Origin of the sequence: Aeromonas sp. s7(2024), from assembly GCF_040907825.1 — a bacterium.
Lineage (GTDB): Bacteria > Pseudomonadota > Gammaproteobacteria > Enterobacterales > Aeromonadaceae > Aeromonas > Aeromonas veronii.
Genome location: NZ_JBFOCM010000035.1, coordinates 123,483 through 144,449 on the forward strand (window position 1 = coordinate 123,483; position 20,967 = coordinate 144,449).

Below are 20,967 nucleotides of genomic sequence, written 5' to 3' on the forward strand. Positions count from 1 at the left end.
ACCTTAATCCTTCGCCTCCACCTGCTTGGGATCCTTGGTGCGAACGCCCCAAATGATCAGACCAATGATGAAGAATGCACTCGGCGGCAGCAGCAGCAGGCCGTTGGGCACATACCAGCCACCGTTGTTCACCAGCGGCAGCAGCTCGATGCCGAACCAGGTGCCGGAGCCCAGCAGTTCACGCACGGTCGCGACACTCAGCAGAATGGCACCATAGCCCAGACCGTTGCCGATACCATCCAGGAAGGAGGGCAGCGGGGCACTCTTCATGGCGTATGCTTCAGCGCGGCCCATTACGATACAGTTGGTGATGATCAGACCCACGAAGACCGACAGTTGCTTGGAGATGTCATAGGCGTACGCCTTGAGCACCTGGTCAACCACGATAACCAGTGAGGCGATGATCGCCATCTGCACGATGATCCGGACGCTGTTCGGGATCTGGTTGCGGATCAGGGAGATGAACAGGTTTGAGAAGGCGGTGACCGCCATGACCGCGAGGGTCATTACAAACGCTGTCTTCATCTGGCTGGTAACCGCCAGTGCAGAACAGACGCCCAGCACCTGCAAGGCGATGGGGTTGTTGCCCAGCACAGGCGTCAACAGCAACTTCTTCATTTCGCTCTTGTCAGCCATTGTTGATTTCTCCTGCACGAACCTTGGCCAGGAAAGGACCGAAGCCCTTGGGACCCATCCAGAAGTCGAAGGTATGCTGTACGCCGTTACCGGTCAGAGTGGCACCGGAGAGACCATCGATCTCGTGCTCGGAGCCCGCCGGAGCATGGCCCTTGATGACGCGCAGCGCCGGCATGCCATTCTGGTCGAACAGTTTCTTGTCCTTGAACAGCGCCTGCCAGGCCGGGTTTTCGATCTCGCCACCCAGACCCGGGGTTTCACCGTGGTCATAGTAGGTGATGCCCTTGATGGTCTGGCCATCAGCGGCAACGGCGACGAAGGCATACATGGTCGACCACAGACCCTGACCGTAGATGGGCAGGATGATGCTGTCGATCTTGCCTTCGGCATCCTTGGCGAAGAATACCGGGATCTGCTTGGAGATCTGACGCAGGCTGGCCTTGTCGTCAGCGGCGGCAAGACGGATGCTGCGGGCCGGATCTTTGGCTGCCAGCTTGGTGTCGAAGTTGTCGGCATCGCCGTCAACAAAGTCACCGGTCGCCAGATCCACCAGACGGGCTTCGATCTTCTCGCCGTACAGTTTGGCCAGGTCGCGTTTGGCCACTTCGCTCACATCCACACCGGCTACGGCGAGAATGTTGCTCTGCTTGTCCAGCGCCTTGTTTTCCTGCTGGGTAGAACGCAGGCCCACGGCGGCAACGGATACCACGATGGAACAGGCCAGACACAGGCCGGTGACCACGCTGACGGTGCCGAGGGTTGAATCTTTATTAAACGCCACGAGCAATCCTCCGCTTGATGTTTGCCTGAGCGACGAAGTGGTCAAACAGGGGAGCAAACAGGTTCGCAAACAGAATGGCCAGCATCATGCCTTCCGGAAACGCAGGGTTGACCACGCGAACCAGCACGACCATTACGCCGATCAGGGCGCCGTACCACCACTTGCCTTTGTTGGTAAAGGCTGCGGAGACAGGGTCGGTTGCCATGAAGGCCATACCGAAGGCGAAGCCACCCAGTACCAGATGCCAGTGCCACGGCATGTTGAACATGGGGTTGGTATCGGAACCGATGACGTTGAACAGCAGGGAGGTGGCGATCATACCGATCATCACGCCGGCGATGATGCGCCAGGAGGCGATGCGCATGTAGACGATCATGGCCGCACCCAGCAGGATCATCAGGGTAGAGACTTCACCGATGGAACCCGGCAGGTTACCCAGGAAAGCGTCCATCCAGCTGATAGCCTGGCCGGTTGCACCGTTGATCAGCGCCATCTGGCCGCCTTGGGCCCACTGGCTCAGGGCAGTCGCGCCGGAGAAGCCGTCAACGGCAACCCACACGGCGTCACCGGAGATCTGGCCCGGGTAGGCGAAGAACAGGAACGCACGACCAGCAAGCGCCGGGTTCAGGAAGTTCTTGCCGGTACCACCGAACACCTCTTTGGCCATCACCACACCGAAGGTGATACCCAGCGCAGCTTGCCACAGGGGCAGCTCGGGCGGCACGATCAGGGCAAACAGAATTGAGGTTACGAAGAAGCCTTCGTTGATCTCGTGTTTGCGCACCATGGCGAACAGCACTTCCCAGAAACCACCGACAAAGAAGACGGTGATGTAGATCGGGAAGAAGTGGGTGGCGCCGATCAGCATCTTGCTGCCGATACCGGCTACAGCCGGATCGAGGGAGGCGCCCAGCATGGTAGCCAGGGCATATTGCCAGCTGCTGGCACCAGCAGCCGAGCCCATGTGGGCAATGGCGGCAATCGCCTGGTTACCAACGTTGTACATGCCCCAGAACATGGCCGGGAACACGGCCAGCCACACCATGATCATCATGCGCTTCAGATCGAGCGCATCACGAACGTGGGAGGCGTTGCGGGTAACGCTACCCGGGGTGTAGAACAGGGTGTACGCCGCTTCGAACAGGGCATAGTACTTGGCGTACTTTCCACCCGGTTCGAAGTGGTGTTCCATATTTTCAAGAAGTTGCTTGAAACTCATCGCTTAACCTTCCAGTTCAATCTTGGTCAGGCACTCACGCAAGATCGGGCCGTACTCTGTCTTGCCAGGGCAGACAAAGGTACAGAGCGCCAAATCTTCCTCATCCAGCTCCAGGCAGCCCAGCGCTTGCGCACCGTCGGTATCGCCGGAGACCATGTCCCGCAGCAGCAGGGTTGGCAGGATGTCGAGTGGCATCACCCGCTCATAGTTGCCGATAGGCACCATGGAACGGTCACTACCGTTGGTAGTGGTGGTGAAGTTGATCAGCTTGCCCTTCATCAGATGAGAGAGGGTGGTACGGGTGATAGAGAACTTGTTTGCGCTGGGGTTGATCCAGCCCAGGAACTCTTTCTCGCGCCCTTCACCCAGCACGCAAACCTGATTGTGGTAGCGGCCCAGGTAGTCGTGAACACCTTCGGCTTTGGCACCACTCAGGATAGAACCGGAGATGATACGGTTTTCGTCGGCACGCAGCTCATTGTTGGTGAGCTGGCTGATGCAGGCGCCCAGACGGGTACGCAGCAGACGCGGCTTGAGCACGTTCGGGCCAGCCAGCGCGATCACCTTGTCAGTGAAGATCTGACCGGTGGTGAACAGCTTGCCGAATGCAATCACATCCTGATAGTTGATGTGCCACTGCACCTTGGTGCTGCTGACCGGATCCAGGAAGTGGATATGGGTACCCGGCAGACCGGCAGGGTGCGGACCAACGAAAATCTCTTCCTTGACCTGAGCCAGCGGAGAGTGGGGCAGACTGCCTTCGCCTTTACAGACGTAGACGGCGCCGTCGGTCAGGCGGGTCAATACGGCCAGACCATCGAGGAAGGCCTGCGGCTGTTCCTTGATAATCAGCTCGGCATCGGCTGCCAGCGGGTTGGTGTCCATTGCAGTCACAAAGATGGCGCGCGGGGCAGACGCTACCGCGGGGACTTTGCTGAACGGACGGGTACGCAACGCAGTCCACTGACCTGATGCGACCAGGATCTCTTGCACCTTGCTGCGCTCGAGCTTGGCCAGCTCGGCAGAGGCAAAATGCTCAAACGTCACCTGTTCATCGGAACCGTCGAGGTCGATGACCACAGACTGGAGAACACGTTTGGCACCACGGTTGATCTCTGAAACCACACCGGTGGCAGGAGCTGTGAATTTAACGCCCGGATTCTTCTTGTCTTCAAAAAGATCCTGACCTTTGATGACGCGATCACCTACTTTGACGAACATAGTAGGTCGCATCCCCACAAACTCCTCGCCCAGTGTCGCAACACGGGTGATGGCGGGGCCATCGTAGATTACTTGCTCTGGCGCACCCAGCACGGGGATGTCCAGTCCTCTTTTGATTGTAATCATACTTACTTGCACTACCGTTACGGGAGAGGTTGGTTAGCGCCGAGAAATACATCACGACGGGTGGTTGAATGAGTCGATGTTGTAGTTGCGCCAGGTGGGCAGGCTCAACAATTATTCAACATGCAGGCTCACTCAAAAGCGCTTGAGTTTACCACTTAAGGTGCATTTTCTGCCATGCCAAATGGGCAAAATCCCCGTGCCATCACAAAATTAACCTGCAATGAATAAGCCCCTGACACCTTGTAAGTAGTGGTTTTAAAGGTTTTTTTATTTCGATACCTCGATGGGGGTATTTGCCGTTGTCTCCACTATCAGCAAAAAAGCCTTGATGCCGAAATATACCCCCTTGGATGTAGCCTTTTCGGGGTCAATGGGGGAAATTTGTTTAATTTTTGTTGGCAGGTTCTCGAGGGGAATCCTGTGGTACAACCGGTTTCAGGAGAGTGACGGTTTGCCAACGCAGCTCGGGGTGCGCGGGGCGTGGCCTTTTTCCTGCCACTCGCTCTCTGTGTAGGTATGCAGCGCCAGTGCATGAACGGCACCGGCCAGCTCGTCGGCCAGTACGGCATTGACCTGACGATGACGGGCCAGCAGCCGCTGCCCTGTAAATTGCTTGCTGACGATCACCACCTTGAAGTGGCTCTCAGATCCCGGTTCCACACGGTGCATGTGGCTCTCGTTGATCACCTCCAGCACGGTGGGGGAGAGGGCGGCGGTCAGCTTGGCTTCAATCAGTTGTTGGATGGTCATCGGATCAGCTTCCAGAGTGAATGTCGGGCCATTCTATCGGCAGTCGCGGGATGGAATAAGCCCCCGTAAGAGGGAAATCACCCGTCAGTTGCTCCCTTGATGCGCATCGAACTGGTGAAATTCCTGCTCCTCGCTAGAATAGCGCCACTTTGCGTCGCCCCTGGCGCCTGTATACACGAATAAAGCCGAGGTTGGACTCTTCTTATGCAAACCCTTCTCGACACTCCCCATTGCCAGCTCACGCTCTACCGCTATCCGCGCCAGAGTCAGGAGACCCTGCAAGCCTGGGATGCGGCTGACGAATATCTGATCAATACCCTGGCGGAGTCTCCCCTCGAGCAGGCGGGCCCCGTCATCATCATGAATGATGGCTTTGGCGCGCTGGCCGCCTATATGCATCCGCACTCCCCCTGCTGCGTCACCGACTCCTACATCAGTGAGCGGGCGACCCTGGCCAATCTGGCCGAAAATGGGCTGGATGCAGGCGGGATCCGCTTGCAGGATGCGCTGGCGCCGCTGCCCGATGCCCCTGCGCTGGTGGTGATCAAGGTCTCCAAATATCAGGCTCTATTGGAGCAGCAACTGCTGGCGCTGCGTGCGGTGGTGACACCGGCAACCCGCGTTATCGCTGCCGGCAAGGCGAAGGATATTCATACCTCAACCCTCAAGTTGTTCGAGAAGTATCTGGGACCTACCCATACCTCGCTGGCCTGGAAAAAGGCGCGTCTCATTCACTGCGAGCCGCAGGCAGAACGTCCCGCGCTGGCCAATCCCTTCCCGACAGTCTGGCCGCTGGAGGGGAGTGGCATGCTCATCCACAACCATGCCAACGTCTTCTCGCGCACCAGTCTCGATATTGGTGCCCGTTTTATGCTGGACAACCTGCCCATCCACAGTGCCCGCAAGGTGATCGATCTGGGCTGTGGCAACGGGGTGCTGGGTCTGTCGCTGCTCGCCAAAGACAGCGAGGTGGAGGTGACCTTTATCGATGAATCCTATATGGCGGTTGCCTCGGCACAGCTCAACGTCGAGCACAATCTGCCCGATGCACTGCCGCGCGCCCGCTTTATGGTCAATAACTGTCTCGACGGGGTGGCGGTCGGCTCGGCGGATCGGATCCTCTGCAACCCTCCTTTCCATCAGCTGCAGGCGATCACCGATCATATCGCCTGGCAGATGTTCAGCGATGCGCACCGGGTGTTGCCTCAAGGGGGTGAACTCTGGATAGTAGGCAACCGTCATCTGGACTATCACAACAAACTCAAGCGCTTGTTTGCCAACGCACAAGTCGTTGCGTCGAACAGCAAATTCGTTATTTTGAAAGCCATCAAACGCTAAAGCCAAAGGAAACCATGATGAAAAAGTCACTCTTGCTGCTGGCCGCCCTGATGCTGGGCGGGTGTGCCACTCATTGGCCGGAGACGGCGCTGCTCAATCCGCAGGTGATCCCCGCCAACCAGCAATACTACTCTGGCAATCGCATCACCATGGAAGGGGTAGACAAGCGTGAGGCTGCCTACGTCTTCTCTATCAAACATAAAGAGAAAGCCCCCGTGTTGGTCAACAGCGAACGTCCGCTCAACCTGCTGATGGCCGAGCGGCTGGCCGAAGGGTTGCGCAGCCAGGGTCTGGAAGTGGGTAACAGTGGCACCACCAACCTGACGCTGGTGATCTCCAACGCCGCAGTCAATGTGGAAGAGAAGACCTTTACCTATGTCACCAAGTCCCGCGTCAGCCTGCAGGTGATCGCCGATTTCCAGGGCAACCGTCTGACCAAGCAGTTCAACATGTCCTCCAGCAAGGAGAGCCCGAGCGAGCCAAGCATGGCCGACCTGGAGTCTACATTGAACCTGCAACTGGGTAGCGTGCTGCAGCAGATCATGGCGGATGATGCGCTGCGCGGTTACCTGAAAGGTCAACCGAACGGTGCAGGGGTCTGATGATGAAAAAACTCTGGTTGCTGGCCATGCTGATCGCCCCGCTGGCGTTCGCGGGCCCGAAAGTGAGAATGGAGACCAACCACGGCAATATCGTGGTGGAGCTGGCGTCCAAGCAGGCGCCCCAGACGGTGAAGAACTTCCTGCGTTACGTGGCTGATGGCAGCTATGACGGCAGTATCTTCCACCGGGTGATCCAGGATTTCGTGGTGCAGGGTGGGGGCTACAACCAGCAGTTCCAGCAACTGCCAACTTATGAGCCTGTGGTCAACGAGTCGCGTGGCGGTCTGCCCAACAAGCGTGGCTCCATCGCCATGGCTCGCACCCAGGCGGTCGACAGCGCTACTCGCCAGTTCTACTTCAATCTGGTCGACAACAATAACCTAAACGCCGGTGGCTCTGCGGGTTACACCGTGTTCGGTCAGGTGGTTCAGGGGATGGAGGTGCTGGACAAACTGGCTCAGGTACAGACCGGTTACAGCCCCATTCTGCGCGCCAACGATGTGCCGACCAGTCCCATCATTCTGAAGAAGGTGGTCTTGCTGGCAGAAACTCCGGCAGACAAGAAAGTCGACAAGAAAGCGGGCAAGTAACTCTCGCCGGACGCGGTTCGTCACCTCGCCCTCGTCAGGTCACAATACAAGGCTTATCCCGTTCAGGATGGGCCTTTTCTCTATCCGGACTTCTTTTGCCTATCTCTTTGCTCGCCTTGGCTATCTGCCATCAACCTGCCAAAATGACGCACTTTTCCAAAGTCGTCAGGTAGTTGAACATGATCCGCAAACCAAGCTGGAGAGAGTCCCTCGCCGTCTATCTCGAATTTCGGGTGTTTATTCTCTTTGCCATGGGTTTTTCATCGGGTCTGCCGCTGCTACTGGTGTTCGGTACCCTCTCATTCTGGTTGCGCGAGGCCGATGTCAGCCTGACCGATATCGGCTATATGAGCTGGGTGGCACTCGCCTATGGCTTTAAATGGCTGTGGTCGCCGCTGGTGGATCGCATGCCGCTGCCGTTGCTCTCCACGCTGCTGGGGCGTCGCCGCAGCTGGATGTTCTTCTCCCAGCTGCTGATTGCCGCCGCGCTGGTCGGCATGGCGTTCTGCGATCCCAAGACCGAGCTGGCCCAGCTGGCTATGTTTGCCCTGCTGGTGGCCTTTGCCTCGGCCACGCAGGATATCGTTATCGATGCCTATCGCATCGAATCTGCCCCCGAGCGGCTTCAGGCGGCGATGGCTGCTTCTTACATGACTGGCTACCGACTGGCGATGATCATGGCGGGCGCCGGTGCGCTGGCGCTGGCAGCCTGGTTTGGCAGCAACAGCGGCTATGACTATCGTGGCTGGCAGATTACCTATCTGGTGATGGCGGGTCTGATGTCACTCGGGGTTATCACCACGCTGTTTTGCCACGAGCCGGATATCGATCTGGCCGAGCAGGGCAAACAACAGGCCGAACGCAAGGCGCAGCTCCTAGAAAAAGGGTGGCCTGCGCTGCTGGCGAGTGCGGGGGCCTGGGGCTATGAGGCCGTCTGGTGTCCGTTTGCCGACTTCTTTCGTCGCTATGGCAGCTCGGCGCTGCTGATCCTGGCTCTGATCGCCTGCTATCGGGTTGCCGATGTGGTGATGGGGGTGATGTCCAACAGCTTCTATGTGGATATGCAGTTCAGCAAAACTGAGGTTGCCACCATTACCAAGGTGTTTGGCGTCATCATGACGCTAGTGGGAGCGGCGCTGGGGGGCGTGCTGGTGATGCGCTTCGGCACGCTGCGCATCCTGTTCTTGGGGGCGCTGCTCACTGCCAGCACCAACCTGCTGTTTGCCCTGCTCAATCAGGTTGGTCACAATCTGGAACTTCTGACGCTCATCATTTCCCTCGACAACCTCAGTGCCGGTATCGCGACCGCGGCCTTCGTGACCTATCTCTCCAGCCTGACCAATGTGGCATTTTCGGCCACTCAGTACGCCCTGTTCAGCTCGGTAATGTTGCTGCTACCCAAGTTGCTGGCCGGTTTTTCCGGACAGGTTGTGGAGCAGATTGGCTACAGTGCCTTCTTTGTCGGAACCAGTTTATTGGGCTTGCCCGTGTTGTTGTTGATTGTGCTTGTCGCCAGAAAAGGGAGTGAGTTGTTCTCAACGGCTGACAAATAGCAAGCGTTTGCGTAGAATCGGGGGTGATTAGATTCACACTTCCGGATAAAGTTCCCGAGAAGTTGTTTCACCCCCAATTTTATTTGATTAGAATCCCTCTCGCTCCTTGTGGGCAGGCTACGGAAAACCTCAACTAACGCACAAGAGACCAATAAAATGGCCAAATTTACCAAGACTCTGATCGCTGCCGGTCTGCTGGCTGCTGCCGCTACCCCGGCCTTCGCTGCTGACTACAGCGGTGATATCCACAAGAATGATTTCAAATGGATGCAGTTCAACGTAATGCATACCATTGACCAGCGTCCTTACATGGGCAGCGACTACAACGACACCTACCTGGAAATGGAATTCGGTGGTCGTTCCGGTATGTTTGATCTGTATGGCTATGTCGATGTGTTCGATATTTTCCAAAGCAGCCATAGCGACAAACACAATGGCCAGAACATCTTCATGAAGTTCGCCCCGCGTCTTTCTCTGGATGCCCTGACTGGTAAAGATCTCTCCTTCGGCCCGGTACAAGAGCTCTACATCGCTACCCTGAACAACGTTGATGACTCCATGATGGAGAACATGATCGGTCTGGGTGCTGATGTACAGGTGCCTTGGTTCGGTAAAGTTGGCATGAACCTGTATGCTCGCCATGCAACCGAAAGTGGCTTCAAGGCCGAAGAGGGTGACTGGAACGGTTATCAGTTCTCCATGAACTGGTTCAAGCCTTTCTATACCTTCTCCAACGGCAGCTTCGTCTCCTATCAGGGCTACTTGGATTATCTGTTTGATAAAGATATCCATGGCGACAACAACCAGAGTGCTAACGGTTTGGGTACTTTCCACGGTATCTACTGGCACTCCGACCGTTACGCAGTTGGTTACGGTCTGAAGTACTTCAACGAAATCTACGGTATCAACAATGGTGCCTTTGGTGGTCTGAACACTACCGGTTTCGGCCACTACTTCTCTGTTACCTACAAGTTCTAATAAAACTTGGGGTACAAAAAACCGGAGCATCTGCTCCGGTTTTTTTATGGCCGCGATTTAGATAGCGTGGCGCGAGTCATCAAGTGCGCCACCGCTGAGTGGATAAATCAGTCGCGGAAGTTCTGGAACTGCATCGGTTGACCCAGTTCGGCGCCACGGACCAGTGCCATGGTCTCTTGCAGATCGTCACGCTTCTTGCCGGTGACACGTACTTCATCACCCTGGATGGCGACCTGTACCTTGATCTTGGAGTCCTTGATCAGCTTGACCAGCTTCTTGGCGATCTCTTTCTCTATCCCCTGTTTGAACTTGACGGTCAGGTGGAAGCGTTTGCCGGAGTGAACGGAGTCACCCACTTCCATGGAGCTGTTTTCGATGTTGCGCTTGAGCAGGGCACCGCGCAGGATTTCGACCATCTGCTTGAGCTGGAAATCGGCATCGGCTTCCAGTTTTACCTCTTCCTTGTTCAACTCGAAGCTGGCTTCTACCCCACGAAAATCGAAACGGGTGGCCAGTTCACGATTGGCGTTGTCGACTGCGTTCAACACCTCGTTCATTTTGACTTCAGAGACAATATCGAATGACGGCATAGCCAAAGCTCCTCATGTTGCGTTATCGGGGGGCAAATCTACCAGAAAACGGGCAAATTTGCTGATTTTGATGGGGTTGCTCTGCTAGAATCCCCTGCGCACAGGACGGGTGGACCCGTTAGTGTCCACCAGCGACATCTTCACTTATCCCCGGTAACAGGTTGAGAGGATTGCAACCCTTACCCTGACAGAGTCACACCATGCCAAGCGGATTAAAAAATTCCCGACAGCCCGTTATTCCACCCGTTACTCCGAAGTGGTCACTGTTGGGTTGTGGCGCCCTCGGCGGCGTTTTTGCCTCCCTGTTGATCCAGAGTGGTCAATCCACCCGTGTCTTGTTGCGCGAACATCATAAGTCCACGCTCCATCCGGGGATCGATTTCACCTCGCTGGAGGGGCATGTTCAGTTGCTCAATATCGAGCGCGGATTTGTCAGCAAACCCGGCAAGATCCAGCGTCTGCTGGTGATGACCAAGGCCAGTCAGGTGATTGCCGCACTGACGCCGCTGGTGGGTAAGCTGGATGCCGGCGTGCCGATCGTGCTGCTGCACAACGGGATGGGCATTGCCGAGCATGTGGTCGAGATGTTCCCGCAAAATCCGGTGATTGCCGGTGTCACCAGCCATGGCGCCATGCAGTGCGGCCATTTTGTCTTCCGTCATACTGGCAAGGGTGAAACCTGGCTTGGCCCGATCAACGACGCAGCCAAGGCCCATGCTGCGCTCGCGGACGAGCTGGCGCTTGCACTGGGGCAGGCTGGCTGGGATGAGCAGGTATTGACGCGCCAGTGGCAAAAGCTGGCCATCAACTGTGCCATCAATCCCCTGACGGCTCTCTACAAGCTGAAAAATGGCGAGCTGGCTGGCCCCCGTTTTGCCGATGCCATGCAGCAGATCTGCGTGGAAGTGGCGGATGTGATGTGTGCCGAAGGGATTGCAACCACGGCAGAGGAGTTGCAACGCCGGGTGATGACAGTGGTGGAACTGACCGCTGACAATTACTCCTCCATGCATCAGGATATGGAGCTGGGACGCGAGACCGAGATTGAGGCCATCACCGGCTTCCTGTTGGCCAAGGCTGCCCGGCATGGCATTGCAGTACCGGTCAATCATGGTCTCTATCAGGCGATCAAAGAGAAGAGTCAGGCCGTCTGACCTTTTACATGGCAGAGCAAGCAGCAAGGAGGCGAACGTGAGTGTACTGGTGCTGGTGGCCCCCGGGTCGGAAGAGATAGAGACGGTCGCCATTGTCGATACCCTGGTGCGCGCCAGCATCGAGGTGGTGCTGGCCTCTTGTTGCCCTGCCGGATCGCGGCAGGTGAAAGCATCGCGCGGGGTACAGCTGGTGGCCGATTGTCATATCGACGAGCTGACCCGTCGGGACTTTGAAGCCATCGTGGTACCCGGTGGTCTGCCCGGCAGCGAAGTGATCCGCGATACCCCGCTGGCCATCGATCTGCTCAAAGAGCAGGCCGCTCTTGGCCGCTGGCGCGCTGCCATATGCGCCGCCCCTGTGGTGCTCTTGCAACATCACGCGCTGCTGGATGGTGCCATCGTCACCTGTCATCCCGGCTTTCAGCCCCGACTGTCGACATCGCAGCTGTCACGTGAGCGGGTCGTCAGGGATGAGGCTCATCGCCTTATCACCAGTCAGGGGCCGGGCAGCGCCATCGAGTTTGCGCTTGAACTGGTCCGGGTGCTGCGTGGGGATGAGGTGGCGGCCACTGTCGCTGGCCCTATGGTGCTGCCTTGAGCGCACTCTGCTGCAGAATCAAGCTGGCCATGCTTTGAAAACGGGCCCCGGTCATCTTGATCGGGGCCCGCTTGTTATCTGCCGTTGTCGGTCACGCCATCTTGTCCGGCTCAGTAGTCGTACTGTGAGCACTGTTTTTTGTTGTACTCAGTTTTCCAGCGTGCCAATTCTTGCTCTGTGCCTAGCTTGTCTCCTTTCTTGATAGCCTGTTCCAGTATCTCAATCCGGTCGTACAGCCAGCGGCACTCTGCCGTCGGGTTGTTCTTGCCGATGCCGGTCAACGGTAGCAAACAGAGTCCCAACCAAAGATATTTCATCCCGAACGCTCCTTGTCATTGTGGTAGTAAAGGTCTCCTTGGAGTCTACTATTTTAGCCGCAACGAGAGAGATAGAGCTGGGGTTATCCTTGGGGTAAGATGGTGCCATGTCTGTTTATTTATACAGTAGTATGCGCAAGATCATCCATATCGACATGGACTGCTTTTTTGCCGCGGTGGAGATGCGGGACAATCCGGCGTTGCGGGAGGTGCCGCTCGCCATCGGTGGGGCCTCCGAGCGGCGCGGCGTCATCTCGACCTGCAACTATGTGGCGCGCCGATTCGGGGTGCGCTCCGCCATGCCGAGCGCACTGGCGAAAAAACTCTGCCCGCCGTTGGTACTGATCCCTGGGCGAATGGCGGTGTACAAGGATATCTCCCGTCAGCTCAGGTCCATTTTCCTCCGCTATACCGATCAGGTTGAACCACTGTCGCTGGACGAGGCTTACCTCGACGTGACCCACAGTCGTTGCTGTGGCGGTAGCGCCACCCTGATGGCGCAAGAGATCCGGCAAGCCATCGTCACCGAACTGGGATTGACCGCCTCGGCCGGAGTGGCTCCCAACAAGTTTCTCGCCAAGCTTGCCTCGGAGCAGCGCAAGCCTGATGGTCTGTTTGTCATTCGTCCCGACGAAGTGGCCGAATTTGTCTGCCAGTTGCCCCTCGGCAAACTGCCCGGGGTGGGGCGCAAGACTGCCGAGCGGCTGGAGGCGCAGGGGCTTTACACCTGTGAGGATGCGCGGGCCTTGTCGGCACAAGAGCTGTGCAGCCGTTTTGGCAAGCTGGGGGAGATGTTGACGACCCGGATCTGGGGGCTGGATGAACAGCCGGTGCAGGCGCACCGGATCCGCAAAACCATCGGGGTGGAGACCACCCTGGCGAGCGATGTTTGTGACGAAGCCGCCTGCCTGACGGTATTGCAGCAACTGTTGCCGGAGCTTGAGCGGCGATTTCAGCTGGCGTGCCCTGCCGAGCAGGTGATGGGGCAGGGGATTAAACTCAAGTTTGCCGACTTCCACCAGACCACCGTCTATCGCAGTCAGGGTGGCTATCAGCCAGCCTTGTTCGTTCCCCTGCTCAAAGAGGGGCTACAGCGGGCACAAGGGCGTTCGGTTCGCCTGCTGGGCTTGGTGGTGGGTTTGCCAAAAGAGGGTGAAGTTAATCAACTCTCGCTGGATTTGCTGTGAGGGAGTTAAGTTTTTGTTTATAAAGTCGATAATCTATCCATATCTGTATGACGTAGGAATATTGGCATGAGCGCTCTTTCTGTCCAGGGTCGGATTACCCTGATCGCCGGTTGCTGTCTGTTGGTGACAGCCGCCGCTCTGGTTGCCTCTTCGATTTACAACGCGAACAAGATGCAACAGCAGGTGCGGCAAGCCACCATGCACGAGGCGCAGCAGTCTGCCGAGAACTGGATGAAGGCGATGGGCTCGGAGCAGGCGGCCAAGGTGACCAGCTATCTCGATGAGGCCTATTTCCGCGCCAGTTTGCTGGCGGAGAGCGTGTTGTTCCAGCGCAAGAATGCGGCCGAGAACTTTGTCCATTCGGAGGCGCTGCGCAGCGCCGTCAATCAGCAACTGCACGATGCCGTTGCCTCATCGACCAATCTGCTTGGTGTCTATGCGGTGTTCGAGCCTGATCAGCTGGATGGGGAAGACAGCAACTATCAGGGCTCAACGGCGCTGGGTTCCAACGACAAGGGGCGTTTTTCCAGTTACTGGGCCTATGACAACGGCAAGATAGAGCCGGAAGTGCAGAATGAGGATGTACTGGCCGATGAGAGCCCGACCGAGGCTGGTGGCATCGAAAACGAGTGGTATCGCTGCAGCATTCGCACCCGTGCCCTCTGCCTGCTGGAGCCCTATCTGGACGATGTGGGCGATAAACAGATATTGATGACCTCGGTGACGGTCCCGCTGCTGGAGCAGGAGACCTTGCTGGGGATGGTCGGGGTCGATATCTCGCTGGCCACTTTGCAGAGTCTGGTCAGTACCATGGACAAGGAGCTCTATGACGGCAAGGGCAGAATCTTGCTGGTCAGTCACGAGGGGCGCGTGGCGGGAGCCGATGAGTTCGATGTGACCATGGGACGCGGGCTGGATCAGAAGTATCAGGGGCTGGCCAGCGAGCTGAAAGGCTGGCTCAGTCAGGGTCAGGAGCTGACTCGCTGGAGCAGCGATGGCACCCTGTTGCAGACCTTTGTCCCGGTATCCATGCGTGGCACCGACCGTAAATGGGGCATCTACATTGAATTGCCACGGGCAGTAGTACTGGCTTCGGCCCAGCAACTGCAAGATGAGCTGGCCAGTGAAGCCAATCGCAGCGTAGTCTCGCAGCTGTCAATCGGGGTGCTGATCTCGCTGGTGGCCCTGAGTTTTATCTGGTTGATGGCGCGCCAGATTGTGGCGCCCATCCGCGCTGTAGTTGCCCGTCTCAAGGATATCGCCAGCGGCGAGGGGGATTTGACCCAGCGTATCGAGATCCAGCGGCAAGACGAGATCGGCGAGCTGGCCAAGTGGTTCAACAGCTTCCTCAACAAGTTGCAATCCACCATCAGTCAGGTGATTGATACCGTCTCCGGTACGCGCAACAGTGCCGAGCGAGCCGCGCAGGTGGCCGAGCGCACCAGCAGCGGCATGCAGGCCCAGTATCAGGAGATCGATCTGGTGGCGACGGCATTTGAAGAGCTGAGCGCCACGGCGTTGCAGGTCTCCGGTAATGCCGGCTCGGCGGTGGCAGCCGCCAACACCACTGACGCTGCAGCGCAAGAGGGCAAATATGTCGTTGCCGACACCCAGGAGGCGATGCGCAAGCTGATGACCATCATCAACGATGCCCAGCCGGTGGTTGAGCGACTCTCCGCCAACAGCGACAACATCAATGACATTCTTATCGTGATCCAGGGAATTGCCGAGCAGACCAACTTGCTGGCGCTGAATGCGGCTATTGAAGCGGCGCGGGCCGGTGAGCAGGGCCGTGGCTTTGCCGTGGTGGCCGATGAGGTGCGCAATCTGGCCGGTCGCACCCAGAATGCCATCGTCGAGATCCAGACCCTGATCAGCCAACTGCAATCCGGTACCGGCGCCGTGGTCAAGGCTATCCGCGATGGTCATGGTCAGGCTGACGAGACCCTTGCCAAGGTGGATCTCTCGGTGCAGGTGCTGGAGCAGATTATCCAGTCGGTCTCCACCATCCATCAGATGAACGAGCAGATTGCCCGGGCGGCGCAGGAGCAGAGCCGGGTGGCGGACGAGATCAACCGCAACGTCAGCAACATTCGCGATGTGAGCCACACCATCCGGGCTGAGGCGGCGACCTCCGCCGAGAATGGTCGCGAGCTCTCTGCGCTGGCGGACAAGCAGCAGCAGCTGGTGGGGCAGTTCAAGGTATAGAAGGGATGAAAAAAGGCGCCATCCAGCTGGAGGCGCCAAACACATTCAGATGACAGACTGGGTCAAACCGGTGAGATTTGAGCCCCTCTTCCCGCAGAGGAAGAAACACAACACCACAATCGCAGTCGAAAGACTCACTAAAAACACATGTAAACCAACACGTAGTAGAAAATGTGAGCCATATGACGACTGATTGCTGGGCGAATTATGTTTATTCACTGGTCGACCCGCAACCGACAAATTATAATGCGCCCCATTAGAAAAACTCATCGTCGGCTGGTGTCATGTCTCGTCGTTTACCCCCGCTCAATGCCCTCAAGGCGTTTGAAGCTGCGGCTCGTCACTTAAGCTTTACCCGCGCAGCAGAAGAGTTGTTTGTGACTCAGGCTGCCATCAGTCACCAGATCAAGGCGCTGGAGGAGTATCTTGGCATCAAGCTGTTCCGCCGCAAAAATCGCTCCTTGTTGCTGACCGAAGAGGGGCAGGGTTATTTCCTGGATATCAAGGACATCTTTGCCTCTATCTCTGAGGCGACCGACAAGCTGCTGGCTCGCAGTGCCAAGGGGGCGTTGACTGTCAGTTTGCAGCCGAGTTTCGCCATCCAGTGGCTGGTGCCGCGGTTGGTCAAGTTCAGCGAGCGCCACCCTGATATCGATGTACGGATCAAGGCGGTTGACCTCGATGAAGGGTCGCTTACCGACGATGTGGATGTCGCCATCTACTACGGCCGCGGCAACTGGCCGGGTCTGCGCTCGGACAAGCTGCATACCGAATACCTGATCCCGGTCTGTTCCCCCTTGCTGCTGACCGGGCCCAAACCGTTGCGTACGCCGCAAGATTTGACTCTTCATACCCTGCTGCACGATACCTCCCGCCGCGACTGGAAGGCCTGGTTCCGCCAGCTCGATATCGATGCACCCAACGTCAATCAGGGGCCCATCTTCAGCCACTCCACCATGGTGATCCAGGCGGCGATCCACGGCCAGGGGGTGGCGCTTGGCCACAGCGTGCTGGCACAACCCGAGATTGAGGCCGGCCGCCTTATCTGCCCATTCGAGCAGGTGCTGGTGAGCAAAAATGCTTTCTATCTGGTGTGTCAGGAGCAACAGTCGGATCAGGGCAAGATCGTTGCCTTCCGCGACTGGATGCTGGAGCTGGTGGAGCAGGAAGAGGCGCGTCGCAGGGCAAGGCTCGCCGATGCCTGATGTAATCCGCGAGGGGGCAATTGATGCCCCCGTTCGCATTTTGCTGGCCCACGGGGCAGGCGCGGGGATGGATCATGCCTTTCTTACCGAGTTGTCACGTCTGCTGGCTGGCCCCGACATCGAAGTGGTGCGCTTCAACTTTCCCTACATGACAAAGCGTGCACAGGATGGCAAGCGCCGCCCGCCGGACAGAGCACCTGTGCTGCTAGCCCATTGGCGCGACATGATCCGCGAGTTTGCCCATCCACGGCTGTTTCTGGCGGGCAAGTCGATGGGCGGGCGGATGGCGGCGGAACTGTACAGCGAAGGCGAGGGTGAGATGAATGCTGCAGGATTGCTCATTCTCGGGTATCCTTTCCACCCTCCGGCCAAGCCCGACAGCTGGCGAGGCGAGGTACTCAAGCATATTGCAGTACCAACCCTGCTGTTGCAGGGGGAGCGCGATACCTTCGGTAGTCGCGCCGAACTGGCCGATTTCCCCTTCTCACCCGCCGTATCGGTCCATTGGTTGACCGATGGTGATCATGGTTTCAAACCGCGTAAAGCCAGTGGCGTGAGTGAGCAGGATAATATGCAGCATGCAGCGGCGGCCATCAGCCATTTTGTGGCCCGGCATGGATAGCACGAGAGGGTTGGCTTTATTGCCAGCCGCGATGAGAGAGGGAGAGTGAGGATGCAGATCCATCGACATTGGCTGATACTAGCCGGTCTCTTCGGGTTGACGGCCACCATGCTGGGGGCTTATGGCGCCCATGGATTGGCGGCGACCGGCATTACGCCCGAGCGTCTGGCGGCATTCAATACCGCTGTGCAATATCAGTTTTTTCACGCATTGGCCCTGCTGGTTCTGGGCTGGTGTGGTGTGCGCAGCAGGGTGATCCACCTGGCTGGCACCGCTTTTGTGCTGGGGATCATCGGATTCTCCGGCAGTATTTACGCCATGGTGCTGCTTGGCAGCAAGGGGCTGGGATTGATTACCCCAGCCGGTGGCCTCTGTTTTATGTTGGGATGGGCGGCCCTCTGCTGGGCTGGCTGTCGTCTTGGAGGAAAAAATGAATAATCTGCTGCTTTATTGCCGCCCCGGTTTTGAGAAAGAGGCGGCTGCAGAGATCACCGAGCGTGCCGGTAACATGCAGTGCTACGGTTTCGCCCGGGTCAAGGACGACAGCGGTTATGTGATCTTCGAACTGTATGACGAGGAGCAGGCGGACCTGCTGGCTCGCAAGCTGCCATTCCGGGAGCTCATCTTCATCCGCCAGATGCTGGTGGTCACCCATGAGCTGAAGGATCTGGATGTCGCGGACAGGATCTCCCCCATCCTTGAGGCGGTGAGTGACTACACCATTTGCGGTGATCTGCGGGTCGAAACCGCGGACACCAACGAAGCGAAAGAGCTGTCAGCCTTTTGCCGCAAGTTCACCGTGCCGCTTCGTCAGGCGCTGCGCAGCAACGAGATCCTGACCAAGAAGGAGACGCCGAACCGTCCGGTGTTCCACGCCTTCTTCATGGCCAATGATCACGTGTTGCTGGGCTACTCCTATTCGTTCAACAACTCCGGATTCCACATGGGGATCCCGCGCTTGCGCTTCCCGGCCGATGCGCCGAGCCGCTCCAGCCTCAAGCTGGAGGAGGCGTTTTACGTGTTCGTGCCGCGGGAAGAGTGGGATGTGCGTCTCTGCTCCGGCATGAAGGCGGTGGATCTGGGTGCTTGCCCGGGCGGCTGGACCTATCAGCTGGTGCGCCGTGGCATGATGGTGACGGCGGTCGACAACGGCATGATGGCCCAATCCCTGATGGATACCGGTCAGGTCAAGCATATCCGGGATGACGGTTTCGTCTGGCGTCCGAGCAAGAAGAACACCTACTGGCTGGTGTGCGACATGGTCGATAAACCGGCGCGGGTCGTTCACATGATTGCAGACTGGTTCCGTGAGGGCGACTGCCAGGAGGCGATGTTCAACCTCAAGTTGCCGATGAAGAAGCGTTATGCCGAGTCGGTGCACAATATCGAGGTATTGCGCGAGATGCTCAAGGAGATCGACAACGCGTTCGTGATCCAGGCCAAGCAGCTCTATCACGATCGAGAAGAGATCACCGTGCATGTTTACAACAAGTACTGGGTCTCCAAACTCGAGCCCAAGGCGTGATGTAGCCGTTCAGCCCGAACGATAATTACCAAGGCCGACAGGGAAACCTGTCGGCTTTTTGCTATCAGGCTGTCGGAAAATATCAGAAACGGTAATCGAGACGCAGGGAGGATTCGTCGTCGGTCACCTTGATCTCTATCTGCAGCGGGATGGTTTTGTCGACCGGATTGAATTGCATCTTTATCCCGTCTCCTCTCAGCCTGAGGGCGGTGTTCATTCCGCCAGCCTTGAACTTGACCTTGGGTCTGAAGCGTTCAACCGACAGACTGACGCTCTTTTCCGGGGTTAGATTAAGCTGTGGGTAGGAGGTGATCTTTTGATTACCAAAGTTGTCGGTGGAGACTTCAATACCAAACGACAGGGGTTTGGGTGCCTTGAGCAGGTCGTTGGTATTCAGGCTCGAGCGCCATACCTCGGTGGCAGTCCGTTTTTCCTGCTGTGGCAGTTTGGCGGTTAGGGTCTGTTGATCCTGCTCGAAAGCACTGGCAGTGCCACAAACCAGCAGCAGACCCGACACCAGATAGCCCCCGTATCCCTTCATGAAAAACACTCCCTGTTCTTCTTCTCTATTGAACATAGTTGCTGTTCGGGGAGTGGCAAAGGATTCGGAAATATAAAAAAGGGAGCCGAAGCTCCCTTTTAAAATCAATGAATTAACTCACAGACGATCGATGATGGCCTGGGTGAATTCGCTGGTGGAAGCCGCGCCGCCCAGATCGCGAGTGACCCGATCACCGGATTCGATGGTGGCTCGTACTGCCTCGCGGATCCGCTCTGCTTTATCCTGCATGCCGAGGTACTCCAGCATCTGGATGGAGGCGAGAATCACCGAGGTCGGGTTGGCAATGTTCTTGCCTGCAATGTCGGGGGCAGAGCCGTGGACCGCTTCGAAGATGGCCGCGCCATCGCCGATGTTGGCGCCGGGCGCCATGCCAAGGCCGCCAACCAGACCGGCGCAAAGATCCGAGAGGATGTCGCCGAACAGGTTGGTGGTGACCATGACATCGAAACGCTCCGGGTACATCACCAGATTCATGCAGGCGGCATCGACGATCATCTCTTCGCTCTGGATATCCGGGTAGTGGCTGGCGATTTCACGGGCTACTTCGAGGAACAGGCCGGAGGTCGACTTGAGGATGTTCGCCTTGTGGATGATGGTGACCTTCTTGCGCCCTTCCTGACGAGCCAGCTCGAAGGCAAACTTGACGATGCGCTCGGCCCCTTCGCGGGTGATGATGCTCATCGCCTCGGCACTCTTGTTGTCATCACTGCGCTTCTGACCTGCACCCGAGTACATCCCTTCGGTGTTTTCACGCACCGTGATGATGTCGATGTTGTCGTAACGGCTTCTGGTGCCCTTGAAGGAGATGACCGGGCGCACGTTGGCGTAGAGGTTGAACTTCTTGCGCAGGGAGACGTTGATGGAGGTAAAACCGCCGCCGACCGGTGTGGTCAATGGCCCTTTCAGGCTCACCTTGTTCTTCTCAATCAGATCCAGGGTAGCCTGGGGCAGCAGCTCGCCATGCTTCTCGAGGGCAACCAGACCCGCATCAGCGTATTCGTACTCAAAATCACAGCCCGCATAGGTCAGGATCTGGATGGCTGATTCAATGATGCTGGGGCCGATGCCGTCGCCGGGGATCACGGTAATTTTTCTTTTGGACATGAGAGGGTTCCACTTCCAGGGTATAGGGGAGGATGGGGCTGCTTTATAGCATTTACTCAGCAAACCAACCACATTCCTTTACATTCTACTCACTTTTATCA

Annotated in this window: 22 protein-coding genes; 13 read left to right on the plus strand and 9 right to left on the minus strand. The window is 57.3% G+C overall.

The window, feature by feature from the left end:
* Positions 1-3 precede the first annotated feature (3 nt).
* The 5 genes from AB5Y73_RS14870 to AB5Y73_RS14890 all read right to left on the minus strand — a co-directional run bounded on the left by AB5Y73_RS14870 (position 4) and on the right by AB5Y73_RS14890 (position 4,733).
* On the minus strand, positions 4-636 hold the full coding sequence (locus AB5Y73_RS14870; RefSeq protein ID WP_005338644.1) for an NADH:ubiquinone reductase (Na(+)-transporting) subunit D: 633 nt from the start codon (positions 634-636) through the stop codon (positions 4-6).
* Positions 629-1,417: a Na(+)-translocating NADH-quinone reductase subunit C gene (locus AB5Y73_RS14875; protein ID WP_005349682.1), complete on the minus strand. Its 789-nt coding sequence runs from the start codon at positions 1,415-1,417 to the stop codon at positions 629-631. The genes AB5Y73_RS14870 and AB5Y73_RS14875 overlap by 8 nt, the downstream gene beginning before the upstream one ends.
* Positions 1,407-2,636: an NADH:ubiquinone reductase (Na(+)-transporting) subunit B gene (locus AB5Y73_RS14880; RefSeq protein ID WP_005338642.1), complete on the minus strand. Its 1,230-nt coding sequence runs from the start codon at positions 2,634-2,636 to the stop codon at positions 1,407-1,409. Before AB5Y73_RS14880 ends, AB5Y73_RS14875 begins: the two co-directional genes overlap by 11 nt.
* 3 nt (positions 2,637-2,639) lie before the next feature.
* A complete protein-coding gene (locus AB5Y73_RS14885; RefSeq protein WP_005349684.1) occupies positions 2,640-3,983 on the minus strand; it encodes a Na(+)-translocating NADH-quinone reductase subunit A in 1,344 nt (447 codons plus the stop codon).
* Positions 3,984-4,418: 435 nt separating this feature from the next.
* Positions 4,419-4,733: a BolA family transcriptional regulator gene (locus AB5Y73_RS14890; RefSeq protein ID WP_162895395.1), complete on the minus strand. Its 315-nt coding sequence runs from the start codon at positions 4,731-4,733 to the stop codon at positions 4,419-4,421.
* Between the two features lie 204 nt (positions 4,734-4,937).
* Between AB5Y73_RS14890 and AB5Y73_RS14895 the strand changes: the two genes are divergently transcribed.
* From AB5Y73_RS14895 to AB5Y73_RS14915, 5 genes are all read left to right on the plus strand, one after another.
* On the plus strand, positions 4,938-6,071 hold the full coding sequence (locus AB5Y73_RS14895; RefSeq protein WP_107682462.1) for a methyltransferase: 1,134 nt from the start codon (positions 4,938-4,940) through the stop codon (positions 6,069-6,071).
* A gap of 17 nt (positions 6,072-6,088) precedes the next feature.
* The gene (locus tag AB5Y73_RS14900) at positions 6,089-6,673 is read left to right on the plus strand and encodes a YajG family lipoprotein (RefSeq protein ID WP_005349692.1); all 585 of its coding nucleotides are present in this window, start codon (positions 6,089-6,091) and stop codon (positions 6,671-6,673) included.
* Positions 6,674-6,675: 2 nt separating this feature from the next.
* Positions 6,676-7,263: a peptidylprolyl isomerase gene (locus tag AB5Y73_RS14905; RefSeq protein WP_042053243.1), complete on the plus strand. Its 588-nt coding sequence runs from the start codon at positions 6,676-6,678 to the stop codon at positions 7,261-7,263.
* Between the two features lie 173 nt (positions 7,264-7,436).
* Positions 7,437-8,816: an MFS transporter gene (locus tag AB5Y73_RS14910; RefSeq protein WP_107682461.1), complete on the plus strand. Its 1,380-nt coding sequence runs from the start codon at positions 7,437-7,439 to the stop codon at positions 8,814-8,816.
* Between the two features lie 156 nt (positions 8,817-8,972).
* Positions 8,973-9,794: an outer membrane protein OmpK gene (locus tag AB5Y73_RS14915; RefSeq protein ID WP_005338635.1), complete on the plus strand. Its 822-nt coding sequence runs from the start codon at positions 8,973-8,975 to the stop codon at positions 9,792-9,794.
* A 107-nt stretch (positions 9,795-9,901) separates the two neighbouring features.
* Here the strand turns inward: AB5Y73_RS14915 and AB5Y73_RS14920 are convergent, their stop codons facing one another.
* Complete coding sequence (locus AB5Y73_RS14920; protein ID WP_005338634.1) at positions 9,902-10,384, minus strand: YajQ family cyclic di-GMP-binding protein; 483 nt, start codon at positions 10,382-10,384, stop codon at positions 9,902-9,904.
* Between the two features lie 200 nt (positions 10,385-10,584).
* Between AB5Y73_RS14920 and AB5Y73_RS14925 the strand changes: the two genes are divergently transcribed.
* Together AB5Y73_RS14925 and AB5Y73_RS14930 are read left to right on the plus strand one after the other, a co-directional pair.
* Positions 10,585-11,538: a ketopantoate reductase family protein gene (locus AB5Y73_RS14925; RefSeq protein WP_107682460.1), complete on the plus strand. Its 954-nt coding sequence runs from the start codon at positions 10,585-10,587 to the stop codon at positions 11,536-11,538.
* Positions 11,539-11,575: 37 nt separating this feature from the next.
* Positions 11,576-12,136: a DJ-1 family glyoxalase III gene (locus tag AB5Y73_RS14930; RefSeq protein ID WP_107682459.1), complete on the plus strand. Its 561-nt coding sequence runs from the start codon at positions 11,576-11,578 to the stop codon at positions 12,134-12,136.
* A gap of 110 nt (positions 12,137-12,246) precedes the next feature.
* Here AB5Y73_RS14930 and AB5Y73_RS14935 read toward each other — a convergent pair whose 3' ends face one another.
* Entirely contained in the window at positions 12,247-12,453 is a 207-nt protein-coding gene (locus AB5Y73_RS14935; protein ID WP_005338629.1) for a hypothetical protein, read from the minus strand.
* A gap of 131 nt (positions 12,454-12,584) precedes the next feature.
* Between AB5Y73_RS14935 and dinB the strand changes: the two genes are divergently transcribed.
* The 6 genes from dinB to rlmM all read left to right on the plus strand — a co-directional run bounded on the left by dinB (position 12,585) and on the right by rlmM (position 19,200).
* Positions 12,585-13,640: a DNA polymerase IV gene (gene dinB, locus AB5Y73_RS14940; protein ID WP_107682458.1), complete on the plus strand. Its 1,056-nt coding sequence runs from the start codon at positions 12,585-12,587 to the stop codon at positions 13,638-13,640.
* A 66-nt stretch (positions 13,641-13,706) separates the two neighbouring features.
* Complete coding sequence (locus tag AB5Y73_RS14945) at positions 13,707-15,848, plus strand: methyl-accepting chemotaxis protein (protein WP_021230315.1); 2,142 nt, start codon at positions 13,707-13,709, stop codon at positions 15,846-15,848.
* Between the two features lie 284 nt (positions 15,849-16,132).
* Entirely contained in the window at positions 16,133-17,053 is a 921-nt protein-coding gene (locus tag AB5Y73_RS14950) for a transcriptional regulator GcvA (RefSeq protein WP_005338622.1), read from the plus strand.
* Positions 17,046-17,675: an alpha/beta family hydrolase gene (locus AB5Y73_RS14955; protein ID WP_047435531.1), complete on the plus strand. Its 630-nt coding sequence runs from the start codon at positions 17,046-17,048 to the stop codon at positions 17,673-17,675. The genes AB5Y73_RS14950 and AB5Y73_RS14955 overlap by 8 nt, the downstream gene beginning before the upstream one ends.
* A gap of 51 nt (positions 17,676-17,726) precedes the next feature.
* A complete protein-coding gene (locus tag AB5Y73_RS14960; RefSeq protein WP_019445902.1) occupies positions 17,727-18,113 on the plus strand; it encodes a DUF423 domain-containing protein in 387 nt (128 codons plus the stop codon).
* Entirely contained in the window at positions 18,106-19,200 is a 1,095-nt protein-coding gene (gene rlmM / locus AB5Y73_RS14965) for a 23S rRNA (cytidine(2498)-2'-O)-methyltransferase RlmM (protein ID WP_005338617.1), read from the plus strand. Before AB5Y73_RS14960 ends, rlmM begins: the two co-directional genes overlap by 8 nt.
* Positions 19,201-19,282: 82 nt before the next feature.
* Here the strand turns inward: rlmM and AB5Y73_RS14970 are convergent, their stop codons facing one another.
* Positions 19,283-19,741: a hypothetical protein gene (locus tag AB5Y73_RS14970; RefSeq protein ID WP_118854227.1), complete on the minus strand. Its 459-nt coding sequence runs from the start codon at positions 19,739-19,741 to the stop codon at positions 19,283-19,285.
* A gap of 117 nt (positions 19,742-19,858) precedes the next feature.
* Positions 19,859-20,866 (minus strand): isocitrate dehydrogenase, encoded by a 1,008-nt coding sequence (locus tag AB5Y73_RS14975; RefSeq protein WP_118854226.1) that lies wholly within the window; start codon positions 20,864-20,866, stop codon positions 19,859-19,861.
* Between the last annotated feature and the right edge of the window lie 101 nt (positions 20,867-20,967).